The following is a 20824-nucleotide window of genomic DNA, read 5'->3' on the forward strand; positions in this document are numbered from 1 at the left end:
TGCATGCTTGGGTTCAAATATCCAAAAGACGGCGGCGACCCGGAAATCGTCAACCTCACAGACGAACCGGCAATTGTCGCAGCGGGCACAAAATCTCAAAATACTAGTCCAAGCCCAATTAAGACAAAGACCGTCGTCGCCGCCGAGACGACGAAAGCAGGCTCTACGATGTCCATGGTAGCCCCCAAGGCGCATCGAAAACTACGTATACTAATTCGCATGCTTGCCTGGGTCGAATGTCAAGCAATAATCCAAGCTGTCGGGAAACTTACCGGGTTTAGGTGTTAACCGAGAGCAGAAGGATTGATACTCTGACCCTGCTCGTCAGGCTGGTCGAGGCGCGGCTCAAGATGGAAAAACCGCGAGCATCCGGTTATAGATCGGGCGTGTGCCCGATCTGATGCTGAAGGCGGCTGAATGAGCGAAACGCTGCTAACACTATTCCCGACCGCCGATGATCTTCTCGCCATGCCGCCCGACGATCTGGCACCGATCCTGCTGAAACTCGCGGCGGGCTCCGGTCGGATGTTTTGGCCAGATGCCGTGTCGGAGATCAAACAAGGCACCGGAATGGCTACGTCGATTGAGTTCGCCTATCCATACCACAAGAAGCCTCGGATAGATGTGCTCTTGGGTGAGACGTGGGAGCTACTGCGCCGGGAGGGGCTTATCATGCCCGCGCCAGACCAAAATGGTCGAAACGGCTACATGGTCTTGACCAAAGAGGGCGTGGCCATTTCCTCGAAAGAGGACTTCGCCCGCTTCCGCGCCGCGCGTGCCTTTCCCAAATCGCTGCTGCATCCTGCAATCGCTGACAAGGTTTATTCGTCTCTGATGCGCGGCGAACTTGACGAGGCTGTGTTTGCGGCTTTCAAGGCGGTCGAGGTAGCGGTTCGAGAGGCAGGCAAATACAGCAACACGGACATCGGCATGCCGCTCATGCGGAAGGCTTTCGACGCCAAGGGCGGCCCACTGACCGACCTGAGCCAGACCGAAGCCGAGAGGGAGGCGCTGGCTCACCTGTTTGCTGGGGCAATCGGCTCCTACAAAAATCCGCACTCGCATCGCACGGTCGCTCTTACGGACCCACGGGAGGCACAGCAGCAGGTGATGCTGGCAACGCACCTGCTGAGCATTATTGAGGCGCGTCGAAAGAATCCGTGATTCAAGCACCCACGCAACCGGTAGGCTTGCCGAACCGGCGTTCGTAATCCTGGGTGCCGATCAGGATATCCTTCATTTTCGACCTTTGCCCGCTCCGCCTATGGCGGCACGGCCATGCCCTGCTTGGCCAGCCAGTTTTCGTACAAGCCATTCAGTGCATCGGCATTCCAAAAGCGCCCGATGATCGTAAGGCTGGTCAGGTCCAAATCGCCCCACATTGGTGGTAGGCTTTTTCGTCCTAATATCGTGTCGGTCGCGATCTCGCGCTGATAACCCGCGCACAGATCGGCGGCTTGTAATGGCATGGTGGTCTTGTCGCTGCGGAAGATCGGATAACCGCCGAGCATTGGTCGGATATCGTCTGGTGCGCTCCGCACCAGCGATTTCCAAGATTCGGTCACCGCATCCATTTGGTCGGGTTGGCTATCGAAGATGAACTCGACGGGTTCGATCCTGCCCGTGCGTGCAAGTGCCTGCGAAACCCCGGCCACAACCCCGAAGAAACTAAAGAAATATGGATGCCGGATGACCTTGTCAGGGTTCTTGCCAAAGACCTTTTGATAGAGGTCGTGCGGCATCGCCGATGCGACGCCGACGGGCTTGTGGTCCCGCAGAATCCGCATCAACAATCGAACGCGCTCGTCTCTGGATCGCTCGCTCCACCCGGCGAACTCGCCCGAGAGCGTTCTGGCTTCGCTGTATTTGAAATAGGCCAGCCGAGGGCTCATATCGAGCGCCTGCTTCCATTCGTCAGAAAACAGTGCCCATTGCCTTTCATCATGCAGCCATCCGCCCAACACCGACACGGGCGATTGGCCCATCTGGCTGTCGTCAATGTAGACCTTGTTGCGCATCATCGGATGGTTCGGAGCGGCTCAGCGAATCGACCGTATGGATTATAGTTGGTCCTTGGTGGCACGGCAGTTCCGATGCGTGCCCGACCAACAGTCTTGCTAGGACGACTGTCGTCCTCGGTTCTTCAGCCCGACCTTCTGCCACTAGTCCAACGTCATCAGGGGTTTTGTTACCCCGCTGATTACCCCTAGCCGATTTCGCCGAAAACCTTAGCAGGGCCCCGATGGCCTAAGGTATTGATGTTGTTGGCGATCCCGGCATGACTCGAACATGCGACCTACGGTTTAGGAAACCGCCGCTCTATCCAGCTGAGCTACGGGACCGGATCCGGCACGACGTGCAGGAGCTTCGCGGGCTTCATAGCAGACCGAAGCCAGGACCGGAAGCCTCCACCTCTCCTCCCTCCGGGCGAGGACAGGGCTGATTCTGTCGGCCTCCTCAATGGCCCGCACGATCCGCGGAGCACCCCGGCAAATCGAACAGTGCCTGCAACCCGCACGCCGACGTCAGCATCTTGTCGCCATCGTGGCCGACGCCCTCGACGTCCCACAAAAGATGGTTCGGCGTGTCATGATCGCGCGCCGCCATTGCCGCAGCATAGGCATGTCCGCGCGCATAGCGGTAGGGCCCTTGCGCTTCCGCCATGCAGCTTCGGTCGAGCGCCGGATGGTTTGGATTGGTGTCGCGGGTCCCGAGCAGATAGATCACCCGACGCGAAACATAACGGCGTTCGAGCTCGGCCGGCGGCGGGTCGGCGAGGTACTGGGGCCGCACCTGCATGCCATATTTCCAATTGTCATAGCCGGAACATGATGCGGCAATCGCGGGCTCTGGCCGTCCGGGAGAGAAATAGGCGTAGGAAGACGGATTGGCGACGACGTAACGCACCGCGACGTGTTCGGCGGTGAGCGGCGCCTCGCCCCGCCCGGCGATCGCGTAACGCTGGACCACCTGGCCGCCGCCGGAATGGCCGGCGAGCACGACATCGGTCAGCTTCGGAAACAGCCGGCGGTCCGCCAGCCGCGCCAGAATGGCGTCGATCGCCTCGAATGAACTGACCGGGCTCGGCCCGGTCGCGGCATCGCCGCTTTCCCATCCCTCGAAGGTCCAGCGCAACGTGTCCGGCGGCAGCTGATGCGCCTCGACATCGACCTCGCTGAGGAATTGCGGGACGATCATGATCGTCGCCTGGCCGGCGGCCCCGGCGGCGGCCTGCGCCGTTCTGGCCGATCGGTAATAGACATCGGCGTTGCGCAGCCTCCCATGCAGGATGACCACTGCACGTGTGATGTCAGGCAGCGGCCGGGACCAGTCCGCAGAGACGTAGAGTGGCAAAATGCCACGATTGCCCACCGCCATCTGCGAATCCGCGATTACCTTCACCGGTCTCCGGTTCGGCGCCACCTCATCCTCGGCAACGGCCTGGCGGCTCAGAATCACAAGAAACAGGAGCAGAGCCCAACCCAACCTGGCCATTTCAGCATTCTCCATCGGCGGACCGCTTGAGATGCCTAAAGCGCCTCGATCGAGTCAACTGGAAGCCGGGCGGACCGCCGGGAACTGACCACTGCGCGGCCAGTTATCGGGCGCCAGCCCGATCACAGCGGCGTTGGACGACCGCGGTTTCACTATCCGAGCCGATGCCGATGGTTTAAGAGGACGGCGCCGGCAGCGGAACCGGGCGCATGCCCCAAACCCCGCCGGTCGTGCCCGCGCCCGGCCCCAATGGACAACCGTCCTGGAGGTCCGGTCCTGCCTGTCACCGGCACGCCGTCTGATCGTTCAGCCGAGGGAAACAGACAAGTCGATGCTCATCCGGTCGGTCATTTTCGGCGCGCTCGCAAGCGTCTTGTTCACTGCAGCCAGCCAGGCGCAGGACACCCGCCATCTCCTGGAATCCAAGGAGTCGCTCTACAACAACATCTATGTGTATGAGCAGCCACCCTATCGCAGCATGACCTTCGGCCATAACCGCCGGATCTACACGGAAAGCGTCTACAACACCCAGGACGAAAAAGATCTGCCGGTCGACTATACGCGCTTCATGACGGCGAGCCTGATGTACGCGAAGGACGTGCATTCGATCCTCGAGATCGGCTTTGGCGGCGGCCGCACCGCCTGGTACCTGCACCGCTTCCTGCCCGACGTGCCGGTGACATCGGTCGAACTCGACCCCACCGTGCTCGAACTCGCCAAGAAGTATTTTGGCATCAAGGAGGAGCCCAATTTCCACGTCGCCAATCGCGACGGCCGGCTGTTCCTGCAGGAATCCAAGGATCGCTACGACGTCATCCTGATCGACGCCTATCGCGGCCCGTTCGTGCCGTTCCATCTGCTGACCAAGGAATTCTATCAGCTCGTCAAGGATCATCTCGCCGACGGCGGCGTGGTCGCGCAGAACATCGAGCCCACGACCATGCTGTTCGATTCAGCGATCAAGACGATCAACACCGTGTTTCCTCAGCTCGACTTCTACCGGGCCGATGGCAACATCGTCACGGTCGCCTATCTGGGCGACGAGCGTAAGGCGGAGGACCTCGCCGCGCTCGCCCAGGAGCGCGACAAGGCCTATGGCCTGCGCTATCGCCTGCAGGACATGCTGGCCGAACGCCGCCGCATCGATGTCAACGGCGGCGATGTGATCGCGGCCGATGCCAAGGTGTTGAGCGACGACTTCGCGCCGGTCGAGAATTTGAAGAGCATCGAGCGTCACAACAGGAAGCTGCCGTGACCGCTGCTCTCTCTCGCACAGGTCTGCTTGCCATCTACATTTGCGCCTTCATCGTCGGCGGCGTGCTGATGGGCTTCGAGATGCTCGGCAGCCGCTATCTGTTTCCCTATTTCGGCGGCGGCATCGGCACCTGGGCGAGCCTGATTTCCACCGTGCTCTGCGCGCTTGCGATCGGATATTTTGCGGGCAGCGCCATTGTCGACCGCCATCCCTCGCCCCGGACGATCGGCATCATGATCCTGGTTGCCGCGGCCTATCTGGCGCTGGTACCGGCCTCGGCCGATCCGGTGATGGCCGATATCCTGGACCGGATCGGCGACGGGCCGACCGCCACGCTGCTCGCCTCCACCGCGCTGCTGCTGCTTCCCTTGACCTTGCTCGGCACCTTCTCGCCGATTGCGGTGAGCCTTCTGACCCGATCGGCCGACGAGGCCGGCCGCGTCGCCGGGCTGGTCTACGGTGTATCCACCATCGGCAATGTCGTCGGGACGCTATTCACCACATTCACGCTGATCCCTTCGATCGGCTCGCGCGCGATCACTTACCTGTTTGCACTGGCGCTCGCGGTCTGCGCCGGCATTCTCTTCATCCCGTTCGGGAAGAAGGGATCATAGAGTTGGTCTGTTGAGGTCACGGATGTTTGGTCTTTTTCGGCGCCTGGCGGTTGCAGCCGCCGTCCTCTGCGTTGCCCATCCAGCCGGCGCCGTAGAGGCGCAGACCGAGTTGTGGGACGGGCAGCGCGCGCTGACCCATATCGCCGATCTGCTGCGCTTCACGCCACGATCGATGGGAGCGCCAGGCCATCAACAGACCATCGATTACATCAAGGCGGCGATGGCCAAGAGCGCGACCGACGCGGTGCTGACCCAGAACTTCACGGTGAAGGACGACGACGGCAAGCCGCTCCACCTGACCAACATCGTCGCCCGCTTCCAGGTGCAGAATCCGCGACGCATCATCGTCGCCACGCATTACGACAGCATCGTGAAAGCCTATCGGGACGCCAAGACGCCGGACGCACCGATGCCGGGCGCCAACAATTCGGCCTCGGCTGTGGCGCTGCTGCTGGAGACCGCGCGCGTGCTGTCGCTGTCGTCGAAGCCGGACATCGGCATCGACATGATCTTCTTCGATGGCGAGGAAGGACCAAAATCGCTCGGCGCGGGTGACCCGACCTGGCACCCACTGGGCTCCCCCTATTTCGTCGCGCATCTGAAGGACTATTATCCGAACCGCAGGCCGGAGAAGGTCGTCGATTTCGACATGGTCTGCGACAAGGATCTCGCGCTCAAGCCCGATCCCTCCTCGCTCGCATCGGCGCGGCCGGAGGTGCAGAAATTCTGGACCATCGGCCGGACGCTAGCTCCGTCAGCATTTCCGCTCGAACCGACCGCCTATCCGATCAGCGATGATCACACCGCGTTCCAGGAGGCTGGTATCCCGAGCTTCCTGGTGATCGATTTCGATTACGAGCCCTATTTCAACACCACGCAGGACACGATCGAGCAATGCTCGGCGGCGAGCCTGCAGACGGTCGGCCGCACGCTGCTGCAATATCTCTACACCCCGTAGGCTTCTGCGCTGTCGGCGCGCAGCGTATCCGATCTACTTCTATGCCAGCGCCGGCTCCGGCGCTGGCATTCGTCGGGCCGCCTCGGCGGGTTTGCGCGCCAACAGCCCCGACACCAGGGCCTCGGCCGCCTCGGCACCCGAGATGACGACAGCCTCAACGCCCGCACCTGCATTGCCGCCGCCGGCAATGACGAGATTGCGCAGGGGCGATTTCGCGCCTTTCAGCCGCCCCGCACCCGATGCCCCGTAGATCGCGCCCGTGCTGGACCAGTCGTAGCGCGCATAGGTCACGGGGCTGGCATCGGTCCGATAGACGATGTGCTGCGATAGGCCGGGTATAACGGTCTCTGCCGCCGCGATCATCCTGTCCCCGAGCGCCTGCTTGCGCGCCGCATAGTCGCCCGAGCGCCGCCATTCCTTCCAATCGTCCCCGCCCTGATCCGGAAACCAGGTCTCGGCCTCTTGGTTGGACATCAGGCTGATCAAGGTCATCGTCGCGTGCCCTTCTGGCGCCGCAGACGGATCGAGCTTGGACATCACGGCAATCCCGACGTCCATCGGCGAATCGAGATGGGTCGCGGGCGCGATATCCGGCACGAGGTCGAGGCCGAGATGCACGCTGAAGGCGGAATTCGCCGGCTCGGCCGCTGCGATACGCGCGCGAAAATCTCGAGGCAATGCGTCAGGCGGGAGGAGGTCCAGGAAAGCGTGGCGGAGGTCGGCATTCGATACCACGGCGTGCGCGCGAATGATCCTGCCGTCGCCAAGCACCACACCTGTCGCACAGCCCTGCTCGACCACGATGCGACGCACCGGCGACTTCAGATGGACTTCACCTCCGCGCGATTCGATCGCCTCGACCAGCACATCGGCGAAGCGGCCGGAGCCGCCGAGCGGATAAAAGCCACCCTTGAAATAATAGCCGAAGATCGGGACCATCTGCGCGCAGCTCAGCCGCTCGCTCCCGTCGCCGAGATAGCCCGACAACGCGTAGAGATAGCGAACCGCCTGCGGATCCGTCACATGCGCCGCGACCAGTTCGTCGAATGGCCGGTCCATCCAGCGAAAGGCTTGCGGATGCCTCTTGGGAAAGGCGAGCATGTCCTCGAGCCGCTCCGGCATGCCGGGGATACCCGAGCGCTCGTCCCCGGTCGAATACATGTCCTCGAAGATCGCGTGGATGGTATCGAACAGCTGCGTCAGTCCCGCGGCACTATCGGGGAACATCTCGCATAGCAGCCGTACATAGTCGCGCCAGTCCTGCGGCACGTCGATCCGCTGGCCGGCCAGGCGATAGGAATGCATGACGCGCTTCCATTGCAGGCGATCGGCAACGCCAAGCCGCCGCAGGACGCTGTCGACAGGGCCGCCCTTCCACACGCCGGAAAAGTCGTGCGGACCGGCATCAAAGCGATACAGCACTGACTTATGATCGTGACGTGCCTTGCGCAGATAGGTGTGGCAGAAACCGCCTGCCACGACGTGATGCTCGAACACGCTGACCTTGAGGCCGGCATCCGCGAGCAGCGCTGCCGCCGTTAGCCCGCCGATGCCGGCACCGACCACGGCGACATCGCAATCATGGTCTGCCACACCGGCAAAGGCTGGCGCCGGCCAACGAAATTCTTCACGCGAGGCGCGGGCGCGCGACAAGAGAGCGCGGATGACAAGCTGCGGTCCGAAGATCGAGAACAGTGCGCCGCCGACCACGATCAATGTCGTGATCCATGGCGCGACAGCGGCAAAGCGGCACCAGGCGAGTCCGGCAAACAGCACGCCCCAGAGCCCGCTTATTATGGCATTGACCAGCTGGAATTCCGGCGTGGAGGCGTTCTCGGAGTAGGCCGCACGCGAGTAGTCGGCAGTCCAGGGGTGGCCGAGCACGAGGGAGCCGAGGCTGATCGCGGCAAGGCCTGCGAAAGACAGCCACAGCGCGTTCGCCGCCATCATATCTGGCGCGACGTCGACACCGATCGCCATCAGCACGAACAGAGCAAGACCGCCGAGCTCCAGTACGATGAGTTCGCCGCGGAACGCACGCCACAGGTTGAATGCCAGCGAGAGCGTCAATCCGACCCAAGCTGCCCAGTCGACATGATGGGCCCCGAGCAGCCCCCAGAACGCGGCGAAGGGAAGCAGCGCGAGCTTGATGGCTAGGAAGGTCTTCATCACAGCCTCCGACCGGCCAGATTGGCAGCAGCGGATCATCTTTCCAATGTCAAGATAATCCTAAAAGGAGGCGCGCCGTCTGTCAATTGGATCTTTACACCGTAAAAATTGGACGCAAGCGCAACCTGCGGATGAAAGCAAAGCGAGCACGTGATGCTCTAAATGACTTTTCCGCCACATCAAGGAGCCAAATTCGGCTCATTGCGCGAAAAAAGCGGGCCCAATGTGTCGTCTTCATCACAACGACAGAATGGGCTGCAAAGAAAGCCACGAAAAGCGCAGCATTGCGGTGACACATCGCCGCAAATTGGCGACAATTCGCCGTCATTTCACGGCGAAAGCGCAAAGGAAAGTCGTTCGTGTTTGCATCTCGCGTACCAGTCCTGCTCGTCCTTACTGCGTGCAGCTTGGCAGCTCTGCGGTGTGAACCTGCACACGCGCAGTGGTGGAGCCGGGCCCCAGCCGATTTTGAAGAGTGCGCGGATCTCGCCGAACAGTCCCCGTCCAAGGAAGAGAAGACGGCAGCGCTCGCCCAATGCAATGCCAAGTTCGCGGGCCGTCGCAAGCCGGGCGGCGGCTACACTTATTACGACTTCATGCAGAACCGCATCTTCGATATTGCAGGTCCCAATCCAACGCCAGAAGAGCAGAAATATATCGACCAGCAATATTCGCTCTATCTGGAGAAACGCGGTCGCGACAACGTCGCGACCGCCTTCATGACGCGGCCGCAGCCGCAGAACCTGCAGCAGGCCTCGCTACGCGATGTTCCGGTGCGGGCTGCGATCGAACCCGAGCGCGTGCCGCTTCCGATCCAGCGACCGAGTAGGCCGCCGAGCGCCGACGCCCGCGCGCGGGTCAAGGTCGTGCCCTGCGTCAAGGAGCCTGGAAAGGATTCACTCTCCTGCAGCTTTCAAATGCTGTCGGAGAAGCTGAGCGACCTGAAGCGGTTCCTCACGGGCCAAACCCCGCCCCCCGCCCCTGCATCCAAGGCGAAGAAGGGCTGAGCCGAACTGCCGCGCAGCTTTCGGCCGGCCGCTTTCAGTGCGCGGCGCGATCGTGATGATGATGGCGATGCCGGCGCATGTGGTCGCGGTGCGGATATGGCACCGAGGTCATTTCCGCCGGCGCTCCTGCGCGCTGCGCCGCTCTCTGCTCCTGCAGCCGCGCGTCATAGCCAGGTGACGGCACCACCGTCGGCGGGGCCGCATCGGCGGACGTCGAGCCAAGGGCTGCGATCAGGCCGGCGGCAACGCAGGCAAAAGTCGTGACGAGGCGCATTCTCATCTCCTCCCGCACGCCATCAGGCGCTTCTCCTCGAATTGAGATTCGCATCGGGTCATTTCAAGAGCTGCCGGCGCCATTGCGATCGACAAAGATGCGCAAATCTCACGCGCGCACCACGCGCGCCGTAGTGAGCGGCTTGTAACCTTAGCCACCGATCACTACCCTGATCACCGGGGCACGTAGGGAGGCATGGTATGGGCTTACTCGACATCCTCAACGGCATGCAGAACGGACCGAACGGGCCGTCACATCCGAGCACGCAGAAGAATGGCGGCATGTCGCCGCTGACCATGGCGATCCTTGCGCTGCTGGCCTGGAAAGCGGTGAAGCATTTTTCACCGGGCACGCAGCCGAACGCTACGCCAGCCCCCGTCCCGCCGCAGCCGGCGCCGCAAGGCAGCCCCGCGGGCGGAGGTCTCGGCAACATTCTGGCCGGCGGGCTCGGCGGCCTGCTCGCAGGCGGCGCGGCCGGGAGCATCCTGTCCGGCGGACTCGGCGATCTCCTGAAGCAGCTCCAGCAGAGCGGCCAAGGCCAAGCGGCCAATAGCTGGGTCGGCAGGGGACAGAATCAGCCGATATCGCCGAACGATCTCGCCAATGCGCTGGGGGCCGATCAACTCGACCAACTCAGCGCCCAGAGCGGCTTGCCGCGTGATGAACTGCTGAACGGGCTTAGCCAGTATCTGCCCCAGGTGGTCGATCATTTGACGCCGGATGGGCGGTTGCCAAGCGAGCAGGAGCTGTCGGGACGGATTTAACGGGCCGATCGAAGCGGCTCCAGAGAGGACGTTGGCCCATGCTGCACATCATCATCGTCGGATTCGTCGCCGGCATCATTGCGCGGCTTCTCTCGCCTGGCCCGAACAATCCATCCGGCTTCATCGTCACCACCGTGCTCGGCATTCTCGGCGCCTTCCTCGCCACCGCCGTCGGACAAGCGATCGGGCATTACGGTCCTGAGCAAGGCGCCGGCTTCATCACGGCCGCGATCGGCGCCGTGGTCGTTCTGTTCATCTGGAACAGGCTGGTCGCAAGCGGCACGATCCGGGACTTCAATCGCTAGTTACCGCTGTCGTCACTACGAGCCAACGGGTCCGCGCGGACGCGCAGCCCGATGACGAGCTCCACGAAGCAATCCAGTCTCAAGAAGCAAGTCTGGATTGCTTCGGAGCTGACGCTCCTAGCGATCACGGAGGGAAGCAATCAGGCGATGAGATGCATGCCGGCATCCATGCGCACGACCTCGCCGGTCATGTGGGCCGATGCGGGGCTGGCCAGGAATGCGACCAGCTGGGCGATGTCCTCCGCCGTCGATGCCGCCTTGAGCGGGACACGCGCCACCACGGCATCGCGCACCTGCTTCGCCCCGTCTTCGCCGCGGCCCTTGGTGAACCAGGGCGTATCGATATAACCGGGGCAAACCGTATTGACGCGAATGAACGGCGCGAGCGCACGGGCCAGCGACAAGGTCATGGTGTTGAGCGCGCCTTTGCTTGCCGCATAGGCGATCGACGAACCGGTACCGCTGATGCCGGCAACCGATGAGACGTTGACCACCGCGGATGCGCGCCCCGATCCTTTCGCAGCAGCTTCCAACAACGGCCGCGCGGCACGAACCATTTGATAGGGTCCGATGGTGTTGACCGCATAGATGCGTTGGAAATCTTCGGCCGACAGACCATCGAGCTGGTCATGCGCCACGTGCTTGGTCGTCCCGGCATTGTTGACCAGCGCGTCGAGCTTACCCCATGGCGCAGCCGCCGCGACGATCTTCTTGCAGTCATCGTCTCGCGAAACGTCGCCCTGGACCACCACCACCTCGACGCCTTCCTTACGGCAGAGATCGGCGGTTGCTTCCGCCTCGCTCTTGCTGTTGGAATAGTTCACGACAATCCGTGCGCCCGCCTTCGCCAGAAGCAGCGCGGTCGCCGCTCCCAATCCCGATGCCGAGCCCGTGACGACCGCGCACAGACCATCTTTCGCCATGACGAATTCTTCCTTTTGTTTGAGTGGTCCTTCTTAGCCAAGTTCGCGGGGGCTGCAAACTCCACCAATCTCCGCCGGATGGAATGCCACCATGCTGTGACCGAGGAGCGCCCTGCGGCCGCGATGCTTGCCACGGCGCGGCGTTTTCCTCATCATGCCCAGCAAATAAACGGCGGCGCAACACGTGCCGCAAAAGCCGAGGAACGCTGTGGCGGAGAGCGACAACATCGTCGTCGGGACGGCCGAGAGGATTTTCGCCGATCTCGCCGATGCGCAGACCATCAATCACGACAAGGACGGCCGCTGGCAGGCGCCGCTCTGGCAGGCCCTGAGTGAGGCTGGCCTTCCGCTTGCGTGGGTGCCTGAGGATCTCGGCGGTGCCGGCGTCGACCTCGCCGATGGTTTTGGCGTGTTGGCCGCCGCCGGGCGCTTTGCGATTCCGCTGCCGCTCGCGGAAACCATGCTTGCCGGCTGGCTGCTTGCCGAGGCCAAAATTGCCTCGCCGGAAGGCGAGATGACGGTGGCGCCGGCGCGCCCTCAGGACACCGTCGTGCTGGATTGCGATGGCCGCCTGACAGGCCGCTGCCGCGGCGTGCCATCTGCGAAAGCCGCCAAGCATGTTGCCGTGCTCGCGGCTGGTCAGGATGGCCCCTCGATCGCGCTGGTCGAGACGGCGAAGCTGCGGATTCAGGGCGGACTGAACCTCGCCTTCGACGGCAGCGACACTGTGGTCTTCGACAATGTCGAGCCTCTCACGCTCGTGCCTGCTCCGGACGGATTCGATCAGACATCGCTGATGCTGATGGGGAGCGTGGTGCGAAGCCTTCAGATCGCGGGCGCGTTGGAGCAGCTGCTCGAGATCAGCGTCAAGTACGCCGGCGAGCGGGTCGCATTCGAGAAGCCGATCGCGAAATTCCAGGCGGTGCAGCACAATCTGGCGAAGCTCGCCGGCGAGTCCGCGGCGGCGCTGGCGGCGGCAACCTCGGCGGCCGATGCGCTGGCCCATGCCACGGGCTTTGACGATGCGGTTTTTCTCGAAGCGGCCGCGGCGAAAATCCGCTGTGGCGAAGCCGCGGAAAAGGGCGCAGCGATCGCGCATCAGGTCCACGGCGCCATCGGCTTCACCACCGAACACATCCTGCATCGCTTCTCGTTGCGCGCACTGGCCTGGCGCGACGATTTCGGATCGGAGAGCTATTGGGCGGTCGAGCTCGGCAAGCGCATCGCGGCGCGCGGCGCCGACGAACTGTGGCCGCTGGTCGCCTCGCGCTGACCGTTCGAAACGAAAGAGGACCGTTCAATGACCGCACTTCGTTTCGATCCGATCCGTCTGCCGAGCGAATGCGAGGAGCTGCGCAAAGAGGTGCGCGCGTTTCTCGCCGAGGAAATTGCCACTGGGACCTTCAATCCGTTCCAGCCGCTGCGTGAGGATGCCGATGCACGCGAGTTCTCGCGGCGGGTTGGCGCCCGCGGCTGGATCGGCATGACCTGGCCGAAAAAATATGGCGGCCACGAACGCTCTTTCCTGGAGCGTTACGTCGTGACCGAGGAGATGCGCGTCGCCAACGCTCCGGTGCGCCGCTTCTTCGTTGCCGATCGCCAGAGCGGCCCGATCCTGCTTCGCTACGCGCCCGAGCACGTCAAATTGGATATCCTGCCGCGCATCTGCCGCGGCGAATTGTGTTTTGCGATCGGCATGAGCGAGCCGAATTCAGGCTCCGACCTGTTCGCGGCCAAGACGCGCGCGACCAAGACCGACGGTGGATGGCTCATTAACGGCGCGAAGATCTGGACCACCTCGGCGCACATGGCCGACTATATGATCGCGATCTTCCGGACCTCAGCTCCGACCAAGGAGAACCGGCGTCACGGCCTGACCCAGTTTTTGGTCGACATGAAGACGCCGGGCATCCAGGTGAACCCGATCGGCCAGATCACGGGCCAGAAGGAGTTCAACGAGGTCGTCTTCACCGATGCCTTCGTGCCCGACGATTACCAGCTCGGCGAGATCGACGGCGCGTGGAAGCAGGCGACATCCGAGCTCGCTTATGAGCGATCCGGCCCCGAGCGGTTCCTGGAGACGTACTACGTGCTCACCGAGTTGGTGCGTGCTGTCGGCAGCGATCCCGATACGCGCAGCGCCGAGGGCATCGGCCGGCTGGTCGCGCAACTGCACACGATGCGGCGGATGTCGGTGTCGGTCGCCGGCATGCTGCAGGCCGGCAAGGAGCCGGTGGTCGAAGCCTCGATCATCAAGGACATCGGCACGGTATGGGAGCAACAATTGCCGCACCGGGTGCGCGAGCTAGCAGCCTTCGTCGATGACGACGCCGGCAATCGCGAGACGCTGGAGAGCCAGCTCTCCTTTGCGATTCGTACCGCGCCCAAGCTGACGATCCAGGGAGGCACCACGGAAGTGCTGCGCGGCATCATCGCGCGCGGACTGGGCCTGCGGTGACGGCGGGCGAGGGTCGCGCTGCGATCTGGTAGTTGCAGGCGATAGGCGAGCGGCTGGCTCGGCCCGACCTCTCCCACAAGGGGAGAGGGGTGCATCGACCGTGTGGAATTGGTTCAGATTGATTGGAGACACGACATGACCACCTTCACTGACATCGGCGTCGAGATTCATGGCCATGTCGGCCTGATCGAAATCCGGCGACCGCCGCTCAACTTCTTCGACATTTCGCTGATCAACCAGATCGCGGATGCACTCGACGAATTCGATCGCAACATCGAGATCCGCGCCTCGGTGCTCGCCGCGCAAGGCAAGGCGTTCTGCGCCGGCGCCAACTTCAACGATCCGGCACGGCAGGCGCAGGAGGCCGGCGACAGCAAGGGCGACCCGGCCGACAGCTTGGGACAGATCAATCACCTCTATATGCAGGCGGTGCGGATCTTCCGCTGCAAGAAGCCGATCGTGGCTGCCGTGCATGGCGCGGCGATCGGCGGCGGCCTCGGTCTTGCGGTGTCCGCCGATTTCCGCGTCACTTGCCCCGAAGCGCGGTTCTCGGCCAACTTCACCAAGCTCGGTTTTCATCCCGGTTTCGGGCTGACGGTCACGCTGCCCGAGCTGATCGGCAAGAACAATGCGGAATTGATGTTCTACACCAGCCGCCGCGTCACCGGCGAGCAGGCATATCAATGGGGCCTTGCCAATGAATGCGTGCCGCAGGGCGAGGTGCGGCCGGCGGCGATGAAACTCGCAGCGGAGATCGCCGAATGCGCGCCGCTCGGCCTGCTCTCGACCCGCGCCACCTTGCGCGCCGGCCTCGCCGACCGGGTGATGGCAGCAACCACCCACGAGCTCGCCCAGCAGACGCGGCTGCGCGCCACCGAAGACTTCAAGGAAGGGGTCAAGGCGACCGAAGAACGGCGCGCCGCAAACTTCAAGGGACGGTGATCCTGCGGCCGCAGGCGAGACGCTCGCGCGCGCCGCTCACGCGGCGGCGTGTTTGCGACCCGGCACCGCTGCCAGCAGCTCGCGCGTATAGGGATGCTCCGGATTCGCGAACAGCGCGGCAGTCGGCTTCAATTCGACGATCGCGCCCTTCTGCATCACCGCGATACGGTCGCAGATCTGGGCAGCGACGCGCAAATCGTGCGTGATGAACAGCATCGAGAGTCCAAGCCGTACCTTCAGATCCTCGAGCAGCTTCAAGACTTGAGCCTGCACCGAGACGTCGAGCGCGGACACCGCTTCGTCGGCGACGATGATCTCCGGCTCGAGCGCGAGCGCGCGGGCAATGCCGATGCGCTGACGCTGACCGCCGGAGAATTCGTGCGGATAGCGCTCGATCGCGCCGGCGTCGAGCCCGACCATGCCGAGCAGCTCCTGTGCCCGCCGCAGCGCTGACACCAGCGGCGTACCGCGTGCGACCATGCCGTCGGCGATGATGCGGCCGACCGTGCGGCGCGGATTGAGCGAAGCGAACGGATCCTGAAAGATCATCTGGATGCGATGGCGCTGTTCGCGCAACGCGCCGCCTTCGAGCGCCGTGAGGTCGGTATCGCCGATCCGCACCGTGCCCCGATCCGCGTCAATGAGGCGCATCACCAGCCGTGCCACCGACGACTTGCCGGAACCGGACTCGCCGACGAGCCCGAGCGTCTCGCCCTTGTGGATCGTGAAGTTGACCTCATTGGCTGCGCGGGTCTGCCGTTTCGGGCTGAACCAGCCGGTCGGCGTCACATAGGTCTTGTCCAGCCCGATGACGTCGACCGCCTTGGGCGCAGCTTCCAGTGAGGCGCGCGGCGGCGGGTCGAACGAGGGCACGGCGGCGAGAAGCGCGCGGGTGTAGTCGGCCTGCGGATCGGCGAAAACGTCGCCTGCCGTGCCCTCCTCCACCACCTTGCCATGACGCAGCACCACGACCTGATCGGCAATGTCGGCGACGACGCCGAAATCATGGGTGATGAACATCACCGCCATGTTGTGGCTCCGCTGCAGGTTGCGGATCAGCTTCAGGATCTGCGCCTGCGTCGTGACATCGAGCGCGGTGGTCGGCTCGTCGGCGATCAGCACGGCGGGCTCGAGCGCAAGCGCCATCGCGATCATCGCGCGCTGACGCTGGCCGCCGGAGAGCTGATGCGGATAGGCGCGGATGATGCTTTCCGGATCGGGCAGGCCGACCTCGCGGACCAGCGCCAGCGCTTTCGCGCGGCGCTCCTTCGGCTTCAGCAGACCATGCGCTTCGAACACCTCCGTGAGCTGGTCGCCGATCCGCATCAACGGGTTGAGCGCGGTCATCGGCTCCTGAAACACCATGGCGATGCGGCGGCCGCGCAGATCGCGCCAGCCGTCGTCATCCACCTGCAGAAGATCGCGGCCTTCGAACAGGATCTCGCCGCTATCGACCTGCACGGTGTCCGGCAAGAGGCCCATCAGCGCATGGGCGCACATCGATTTGCCCGAGCCGGATTCGCCGACCACGCAGACGATCTTGCCGGCTTCGAGGTTGAACGAGACGCCGTCGACAGCGTGTGCACGCTCGGCGCCCTTCGGCAGGGCGATGCGCAGATTTTTGATCGAAACAACGGGATCGGTCATCGGATCACTGTCTCGTCGCTGTAGGCCACATCTGCGAGCCGCGGACGCGGTTCACCTCTCCCCTGTGGGGGGGGGGTCGCGGGCGACAGCCCGCAGGTGAGGGGGCGCGGCTCCATCGAGGGACCGTGATCCCTCACCCCCAACCCTCTCTCCAAGGGAGAGGGAGCCGACCATCATTGTTGCAGCAGCCGGGCTCACAGACGCCATCGCTCACCTCCCCTCGCGCGACAGGCGCGGGTTGAGCGCATCGTTCAAACCTTCGCCGATCAGATTGAGGCCGAGCACGGACAGCAGGATCGCAAGGCCCGGAAACACCGTGATCCACCAGGCCTGACGGATCACGGTGCGGCCTGCGCCGACCATGTAGCCCCAGGAGATCAGGTTGGGATCACCGAGGCCGAGAAAGGAGAGCGAGGATTCCAGCAGGATCGCGGTCGCAACCATCAGCGAGGCCAGCACGATCACCGGCGACAGCGCATTCGGCAGGATCTCGCGCCAGATGATCCAGCTGCTGCTTTGCCCGGTGACGACGGCGGCCTGGACGTATTCGCGGGTGCGCAGAGACAGCACCTCACCGCGGACGAGGCGAGCGACCGGCGGCCAGCTGACGATGCCGATCGAGATCACGATGGAATAGATCGAAGGCTGCAGGATCGCGACCAGCACGATGGCGAGCGCGAAACTCGGGACGGTCTGGAAAAATTCGGTGAAGCGCATCAGCGCGTCGTCAATCCGCCCGCCGAAATAGCCGGCGACAGCCCCGAGCGGAACGCCCACCACGAGCGCGACCAGCGTCGAGACCAGCCCGACAAGGAGCGAGACGCGCGCACCGAAGATGAGGCCGGCAAGCACGTCGCGCCCGAGCGCGTCGGTGCCAAGCGGCACGGCCGGCGCCGTGAACGGCGGCAGGAACGGCCGCTGCACCATGCGCCAAGGCGAGTTCGGGACATAGATAGGACCAACCACTGCGACAAAGATCGCTAGCGCCAGGATGACGAGGCCGATCACTCCGCTTGGGCTCCGCAGCATGGTTTTCCAGAACTGGGTCATGCTGCGAACTCGATGCGCGGATCGACCAGGCGGTAGACGAGGTCGGTGACGAGATTGAAGATCAGGACCATGGCCGAGCAGACCACGAACACGCCGAGTAGCAGATTGTAGTCACGCTGGATCAGGGCGTCGTACATCAGCCGGCCGATGCCGGGCCAGGCGAACACCGTCTCCGTCAGCACCGCGCCGCCGACCAATGTGCCGGCGTGCACGCCGGCCAGCGTCACGACCGGCAGAAGCGCGTTGCGCAGCACGTGACGGCGCTGGATCACGCTGTCGCGCAGCCCCTTGGCGCGCGCGGTCTTGACGAAATCGAGCCGCCTGACCTCGAGCATCGAGGCGCGGGTCATGCGGGTATAGGTCGCCATGAAGAACAGGCCGAGCGTCGCCGCTGGCATGACGAGATGAGCGCCGACGTCGAACGCGTGGCGGAGGCCGGTGTAGTTGGCGCCGACGGTTTCGTAGCCGAAGCTCGGCAGCCAATCGACCCAGACCGAGAACACAAGGATCGCAATCAACGCGATCCAGAACAGGGGCGTGGCATAGAAGATCAGCGCGAGCACGGTGATCGCGGTGTCCATGAAAGTGCCGGCAAAGCCCGCGGCGAGCACGCCGAACAGAATGCCGAAGGCGAGCGAGATCAGAAAGGCGGTGAGCGTCAACAGCAAAGTCGCCGGCAACCGCTCCAGAATCAGCTGCGCCACCGGTGCCTGCTGGCGGAACGAAAAGCCCAGGTCGAAGCTGGCGATGCCCTTGACATAGATCAGAAGTTGTTCAGGCAGCGGCCGGTCGAGCCCGAATTTCTGCCGCAGCTGGTCGACGAACACCTTGTCCGAGGCGCCGGCTTCGCCCGCCATGACGACGGCGGGATCGCCGGGCGCAAGGCGGATCAGGAAGAAGTTCAACACGACGATCGCGAGCAGGACGATAACGCCCTTCACGAATCTTTGGACGATGAAGGAGAGCATATGAAGCCCGTGATGATCAGCTCGAAATACGGATGGCGCGGCATCGCGCGAAGCTCGGACCTCGCACGCCGCATAGCCGCCTTACTTGTCGAGCCAGGCGTCGCGGAAACCATCGTTGACACCGATGCCGGTGGTGATGAGGTTCTTCACCTTGCACTTGGTGATGGTCGGGAACTGCAGCTCGAGCAGCCAGGCGACCGGCACGTCCTCGACCAGGATCTTCTGCACCTTGTCGTAGATCTCCTTGCGCTTGGAGTCCGGTGTCGCCACTGCACCGTCAGCGAACAGCTGGTCGACCTCGGGATTGGAATAGCCCTCGACGTTGTTGAACAGCTGACCCTTGGCAATCGCGCTGGTCAGATAGTTGCGGGAGACGCCGAGCGCGGGATCGCCATACTGGTAGAGATAGGTGAAGGCGATATCGTAGTCCCAGTCCATGATCTTCTGATTACCGCCGGGAACGTCGGTCGCGACGGTCTCGATGTTCATGCCGACGTCCTGCAGGTTCTGCTTAACGGCCTCGCCCCAGCGCTGCCAGGTTTCGCCATAAGCGAGCGGCAACATGCGGAGCTTCTCGCCCTTGTAGCCGGCCTCCTTCAGGAGCGCCTTGGCCTTGGCCGGGTCGTAATCATATTTCGGCACATCGCCCGTATAGAACTTGATGGTCGAGGCGGATGGGCCGGTCGCGACGTTGCCGAGCCCGTTCCAGATCACGTCCTTGGCGAAGTTGCGGTCGATCGCATACATGATCGCCTGCCTCACCTTCTTGTTGGCGAGGATCGGGTTGCGCTGGTTCAGCCACAGCCAGGAGAGCGGGCTGAAGAATTCCCAGCCGGCGCCGGTCATGCAGGCGCCCGGCAGCTTGGACACCCGCTGCACATCGAAATTCTCGATCGAGCCACCCGGCAACACATCGACCTTGCCGGTTTCGAACGCCACCGCGCGCGCCGCGGCATCCGGAATGATCTGCCAGTAGATCTCGTCGAGATAGGGCTTGCCCTTCTCATGGTAGTTCGGATTCTTGACGAAGTGAATGAACGAGCCCTTCCGCCATTCCTTGAACATGAAGGGGCCGGTCCCGACAGGGGCATTGTTGTATGGGTTGGTGTTCCAGTCGGTGCCTTCGTAGAGATGCTTCGGCACCATCGGCATCGAGCCGACCTCGAAAATGCCGAGGAACGGACCGAACGGCTGCTTCAGCGTAAAGACGACGGTGAGATCGTCGGGCGCCTCGACCTTCTCGACGACAGAGAGATTGTTGCGGGCGCGCGCGTGGGTCTTCTTCAGCATCTCGATCGAGAACAGCACGTCCGCCGAGGTGAAGGGTTTGCCGTCATGCCAGGTCACGCCCGGCTTGAGCTTGAACGTGTAGATCTTGGCGTCCGGGCTGATCGTCCAGCTTTCCGCAAGCTCCGGCAACGGCTCGAGCTTGGGGCTGTAGCGGAGCAGGCCTTCGAAGATGTTGCCAGAGACCATCTGGGTCGGTCCATTCTGGACCATCGCCAACATCAGGCCCGGCGGCTCGGGCTGGATCACGGCGTTGATCACTCCACCGAGCTTGGGCTCGTCGGCCCGGGCCTGAATTGGCAAGGTCGCCGCGGATAATCCGCAGCCCAGAACAACACCTAACAATACCCGCTTCAACATCATGCGACCTTCCAAACGTCCCAATCGGCCGCTATGCATTCCGCGCGCCAAGCGCACGAATGTAGCCGCCTCCCGATGTGCAATTGTTCGCAAGGCGCGCCGGCCGTTGGAGCGCCAGCTGGCTTTGCGTGTTGATCGAGCTTGGAATCGCGAAGCCGACGCGTTGGAAGCACGGCGCGGCCAGGGTCCGAATGCAGTCCAGAAGCACCCTGGCTCCGGTCAAGCTCGTGCAAGAAGGCTCACACGGCTCGAATGAGCGCGGCAAGATGAAAGTCGCGACAACGATCGCCCAAAAAATAAACAGCGCAAATAGGATTCGTGAACACCCTCAGCGGGCACTGCGGATGG

At 63.2% G+C, this 20824-nt stretch carries 19 protein-coding genes and 1 tRNA gene; 10 read left to right on the plus strand and 10 right to left on the minus strand.

Annotated features, from left to right (window positions below; translation table 11 throughout):
- Positions 1-417: 417 nt before the first annotated feature.
- Positions 418-1164: a TIGR02391 family protein gene (locus QXZ85_RS07020; protein ID WP_316173833.1), complete on the plus strand. Its 747-nt coding sequence runs from the start codon at positions 418-420 to the stop codon at positions 1162-1164.
- A gap of 98 nt (positions 1165-1262) precedes the next feature.
- Here the strand turns inward: QXZ85_RS07020 and QXZ85_RS07025 are convergent, their stop codons facing one another.
- From QXZ85_RS07025 to QXZ85_RS07035, 3 genes are all read right to left on the minus strand, one after another.
- Positions 1263-2021: a hypothetical protein gene (locus QXZ85_RS07025; protein ID WP_316173835.1), complete on the minus strand. Its 759-nt coding sequence runs from the start codon at positions 2019-2021 to the stop codon at positions 1263-1265.
- Between the two features lie 244 nt (positions 2022-2265).
- Positions 2266-2342: transfer RNA gene (locus QXZ85_RS07030), tRNA-Arg, on the minus strand.
- Positions 2343-2457: 115 nt separating this feature from the next.
- A complete protein-coding gene (locus tag QXZ85_RS07035; protein WP_315702568.1) occupies positions 2458-3495 on the minus strand; it encodes an alpha/beta hydrolase in 1038 nt (345 codons plus the stop codon).
- 331 nt (positions 3496-3826) lie between these two features.
- On the opposite strand from QXZ85_RS07035, the gene QXZ85_RS07040 reads away from it, so the two are divergent.
- From QXZ85_RS07040 to QXZ85_RS07050, 3 genes are read left to right on the plus strand one after another with little or no spacing between them, the layout of a single operon-like run.
- A complete protein-coding gene (locus QXZ85_RS07040; RefSeq protein ID WP_315702567.1) occupies positions 3827-4750 on the plus strand; it encodes a fused MFS/spermidine synthase in 924 nt (307 codons plus the stop codon).
- On the plus strand, positions 4747-5364 hold the full coding sequence (locus tag QXZ85_RS07045; RefSeq protein ID WP_315702566.1) for a fused MFS/spermidine synthase: 618 nt from the start codon (positions 4747-4749) through the stop codon (positions 5362-5364). Before QXZ85_RS07040 ends, QXZ85_RS07045 begins: the two co-directional genes overlap by 4 nt.
- Positions 5365-5386: 22 nt before the next feature.
- On the plus strand, positions 5387-6322 hold the full coding sequence (locus tag QXZ85_RS07050) for a M28 family peptidase (RefSeq protein WP_315744586.1): 936 nt from the start codon (positions 5387-5389) through the stop codon (positions 6320-6322).
- A 39-nt stretch (positions 6323-6361) separates the two neighbouring features.
- Here QXZ85_RS07050 and QXZ85_RS07055 read toward each other — a convergent pair whose 3' ends face one another.
- On the minus strand, positions 6362-8491 hold the full coding sequence (locus QXZ85_RS07055; protein WP_315702564.1) for an NAD(P)/FAD-dependent oxidoreductase: 2130 nt from the start codon (positions 8489-8491) through the stop codon (positions 6362-6364).
- Between the two features lie 407 nt (positions 8492-8898).
- On the opposite strand from QXZ85_RS07055, the gene QXZ85_RS07060 reads away from it, so the two are divergent.
- Positions 8899-9498, plus strand: coding sequence for a hypothetical protein (locus QXZ85_RS07060; RefSeq protein ID WP_315702563.1), 600 nt, complete (start codon positions 8899-8901; stop codon positions 9496-9498).
- A gap of 34 nt (positions 9499-9532) precedes the next feature.
- On the opposite strand, the gene QXZ85_RS07065 is transcribed toward QXZ85_RS07060, so the two are convergent.
- Positions 9533-9772 (minus strand): hypothetical protein, encoded by a 240-nt coding sequence (locus QXZ85_RS07065; RefSeq protein ID WP_315702562.1) that lies wholly within the window; start codon positions 9770-9772, stop codon positions 9533-9535.
- Positions 9773-9972: 200 nt separating this feature from the next.
- Here QXZ85_RS07065 and QXZ85_RS07070 point away from each other — a divergent pair, with 200 nt between their 5' ends.
- Positions 9973-10536, plus strand: a complete 564-nt coding sequence (locus QXZ85_RS07070) for a YidB family protein (protein ID WP_315702561.1) — start codon at positions 9973-9975, stop codon at positions 10534-10536.
- A 38-nt stretch (positions 10537-10574) separates the two neighbouring features.
- Positions 10575-10841 carry a GlsB/YeaQ/YmgE family stress response membrane protein gene (locus QXZ85_RS07075; protein WP_315702560.1) on the plus strand — a complete coding sequence of 89 codons (267 nt, stop codon included), beginning with the start codon at positions 10575-10577 and terminating at the stop codon, positions 10839-10841.
- Positions 10842-10981: 140 nt separating this feature from the next.
- Here QXZ85_RS07075 and QXZ85_RS07080 read toward each other — a convergent pair whose 3' ends face one another.
- Positions 10982-11764, minus strand: a complete 783-nt coding sequence (locus tag QXZ85_RS07080) for an SDR family oxidoreductase (RefSeq protein ID WP_315702559.1) — start codon at positions 11762-11764, stop codon at positions 10982-10984.
- Between the two features lie 208 nt (positions 11765-11972).
- Between QXZ85_RS07080 and QXZ85_RS07085 the strand changes: the two genes are divergently transcribed.
- From QXZ85_RS07085 to QXZ85_RS07095, 3 genes are all read left to right on the plus strand, one after another.
- Positions 11973-13037, plus strand: a complete 1065-nt coding sequence (locus tag QXZ85_RS07085) for an acyl-CoA dehydrogenase family protein (RefSeq protein WP_315702558.1) — start codon at positions 11973-11975, stop codon at positions 13035-13037.
- A gap of 27 nt (positions 13038-13064) precedes the next feature.
- The gene (locus QXZ85_RS07090) at positions 13065-14222 is read left to right on the plus strand and encodes an acyl-CoA dehydrogenase family protein (RefSeq protein ID WP_315769321.1); all 1158 of its coding nucleotides are present in this window, start codon (positions 13065-13067) and stop codon (positions 14220-14222) included.
- Between the two features lie 135 nt (positions 14223-14357).
- Positions 14358-15164: an enoyl-CoA hydratase/isomerase family protein gene (locus tag QXZ85_RS07095; RefSeq protein ID WP_315702556.1), complete on the plus strand. Its 807-nt coding sequence runs from the start codon at positions 14358-14360 to the stop codon at positions 15162-15164.
- 36 nt (positions 15165-15200) lie between these two features.
- On the opposite strand, the gene QXZ85_RS07100 is transcribed toward QXZ85_RS07095, so the two are convergent.
- The 4 genes from QXZ85_RS07100 to QXZ85_RS07115 form a co-directional block, all read right to left on the minus strand.
- Positions 15201-16811: an ABC transporter ATP-binding protein gene (locus tag QXZ85_RS07100; RefSeq protein WP_315764571.1), complete on the minus strand. Its 1611-nt coding sequence runs from the start codon at positions 16809-16811 to the stop codon at positions 15201-15203.
- A 210-nt stretch (positions 16812-17021) separates the two neighbouring features.
- Positions 17022-17861: an ABC transporter permease gene (locus tag QXZ85_RS07105; protein WP_315702554.1), complete on the minus strand. Its 840-nt coding sequence runs from the start codon at positions 17859-17861 to the stop codon at positions 17022-17024.
- Positions 17858-18829, minus strand: a complete 972-nt coding sequence (locus QXZ85_RS07110; protein ID WP_315702553.1) for an ABC transporter permease — start codon at positions 18827-18829, stop codon at positions 17858-17860. Before QXZ85_RS07110 ends, QXZ85_RS07105 begins: the two co-directional genes overlap by 4 nt.
- An 81-nt stretch (positions 18830-18910) precedes the next feature.
- Positions 18911-20476, minus strand: coding sequence for an ABC transporter substrate-binding protein (locus tag QXZ85_RS07115; RefSeq protein ID WP_315769360.1), 1566 nt, complete (start codon positions 20474-20476; stop codon positions 18911-18913).
- Between the last annotated feature and the right edge of the window lie 348 nt (positions 20477-20824).

The sequence above is a fragment of the Bradyrhizobium sp. SZCCHNGR1005 genome, from assembly GCF_032489995.1.
In the GTDB taxonomy this organism is placed as follows: Bacteria; Pseudomonadota; Alphaproteobacteria; order Rhizobiales; family Xanthobacteraceae; genus Bradyrhizobium.

Excerpts from the sequence above, each read along its gene's own strand:
- QXZ85_RS07070 (WP_315702561.1), top strand. The coding sequence starts at position 9,973 with ATGGGCTTACTCGACATCCTCAACGGCATGCAGAACGGACCGAACGGG.
- QXZ85_RS07055 (WP_315702564.1), bottom strand. The coding sequence starts at position 8,491 with ATGAAGACCTTCCTAGCCATCAAGCTCGCGCTGCTTCCCTTCGCCGCG.
- QXZ85_RS07105 (WP_315702554.1), bottom strand. The coding sequence starts at position 17,861 with ATGACCCAGTTCTGGAAAACCATGCTGCGGAGCCCAAGCGGAGTGATC.
- QXZ85_RS07080 (WP_315702559.1), bottom strand. The coding sequence starts at position 11,764 with ATGGCGAAAGATGGTCTGTGCGCGGTCGTCACGGGCTCGGCATCGGGA.
- QXZ85_RS07110 (WP_315702553.1), bottom strand. The coding sequence starts at position 18,829 with ATGCTCTCCTTCATCGTCCAAAGATTCGTGAAGGGCGTTATCGTCCTG.
- QXZ85_RS07100 (WP_315764571.1), bottom strand. The coding sequence starts at position 16,811 with ATGACCGATCCCGTTGTTTCGATCAAAAATCTGCGCATCGCCCTGCCG.
- QXZ85_RS07040 (WP_315702567.1), top strand. The coding sequence starts at position 3,827 with ATGCTCATCCGGTCGGTCATTTTCGGCGCGCTCGCAAGCGTCTTGTTC.
- QXZ85_RS07025 (WP_316173835.1), bottom strand. The coding sequence starts at position 2,021 with ATGATGCGCAACAAGGTCTACATTGACGACAGCCAGATGGGCCAATCG.
- QXZ85_RS07020 (WP_316173833.1), top strand. The coding sequence starts at position 418 with ATGAGCGAAACGCTGCTAACACTATTCCCGACCGCCGATGATCTTCTC.
- QXZ85_RS07035 (WP_315702568.1), bottom strand. The coding sequence starts at position 3,495 with ATGGCCAGGTTGGGTTGGGCTCTGCTCCTGTTTCTTGTGATTCTGAGC.
- QXZ85_RS07090 (WP_315769321.1), top strand. The coding sequence starts at position 13,065 with ATGACCGCACTTCGTTTCGATCCGATCCGTCTGCCGAGCGAATGCGAG.
- QXZ85_RS07065 (WP_315702562.1), bottom strand. The coding sequence starts at position 9,772 with ATGCGCCTCGTCACGACTTTTGCCTGCGTTGCCGCCGGCCTGATCGCA.
- QXZ85_RS07075 (WP_315702560.1), top strand. The coding sequence starts at position 10,575 with ATGCTGCACATCATCATCGTCGGATTCGTCGCCGGCATCATTGCGCGG.
- QXZ85_RS07050 (WP_315744586.1), top strand. The coding sequence starts at position 5,387 with ATGTTTGGTCTTTTTCGGCGCCTGGCGGTTGCAGCCGCCGTCCTCTGC.
- QXZ85_RS07095 (WP_315702556.1), top strand. The coding sequence starts at position 14,358 with ATGACCACCTTCACTGACATCGGCGTCGAGATTCATGGCCATGTCGGC.
- QXZ85_RS07115 (WP_315769360.1), bottom strand. The coding sequence starts at position 20,476 with ATGTTGAAGCGGGTATTGTTAGGTGTTGTTCTGGGCTGCGGATTATCC.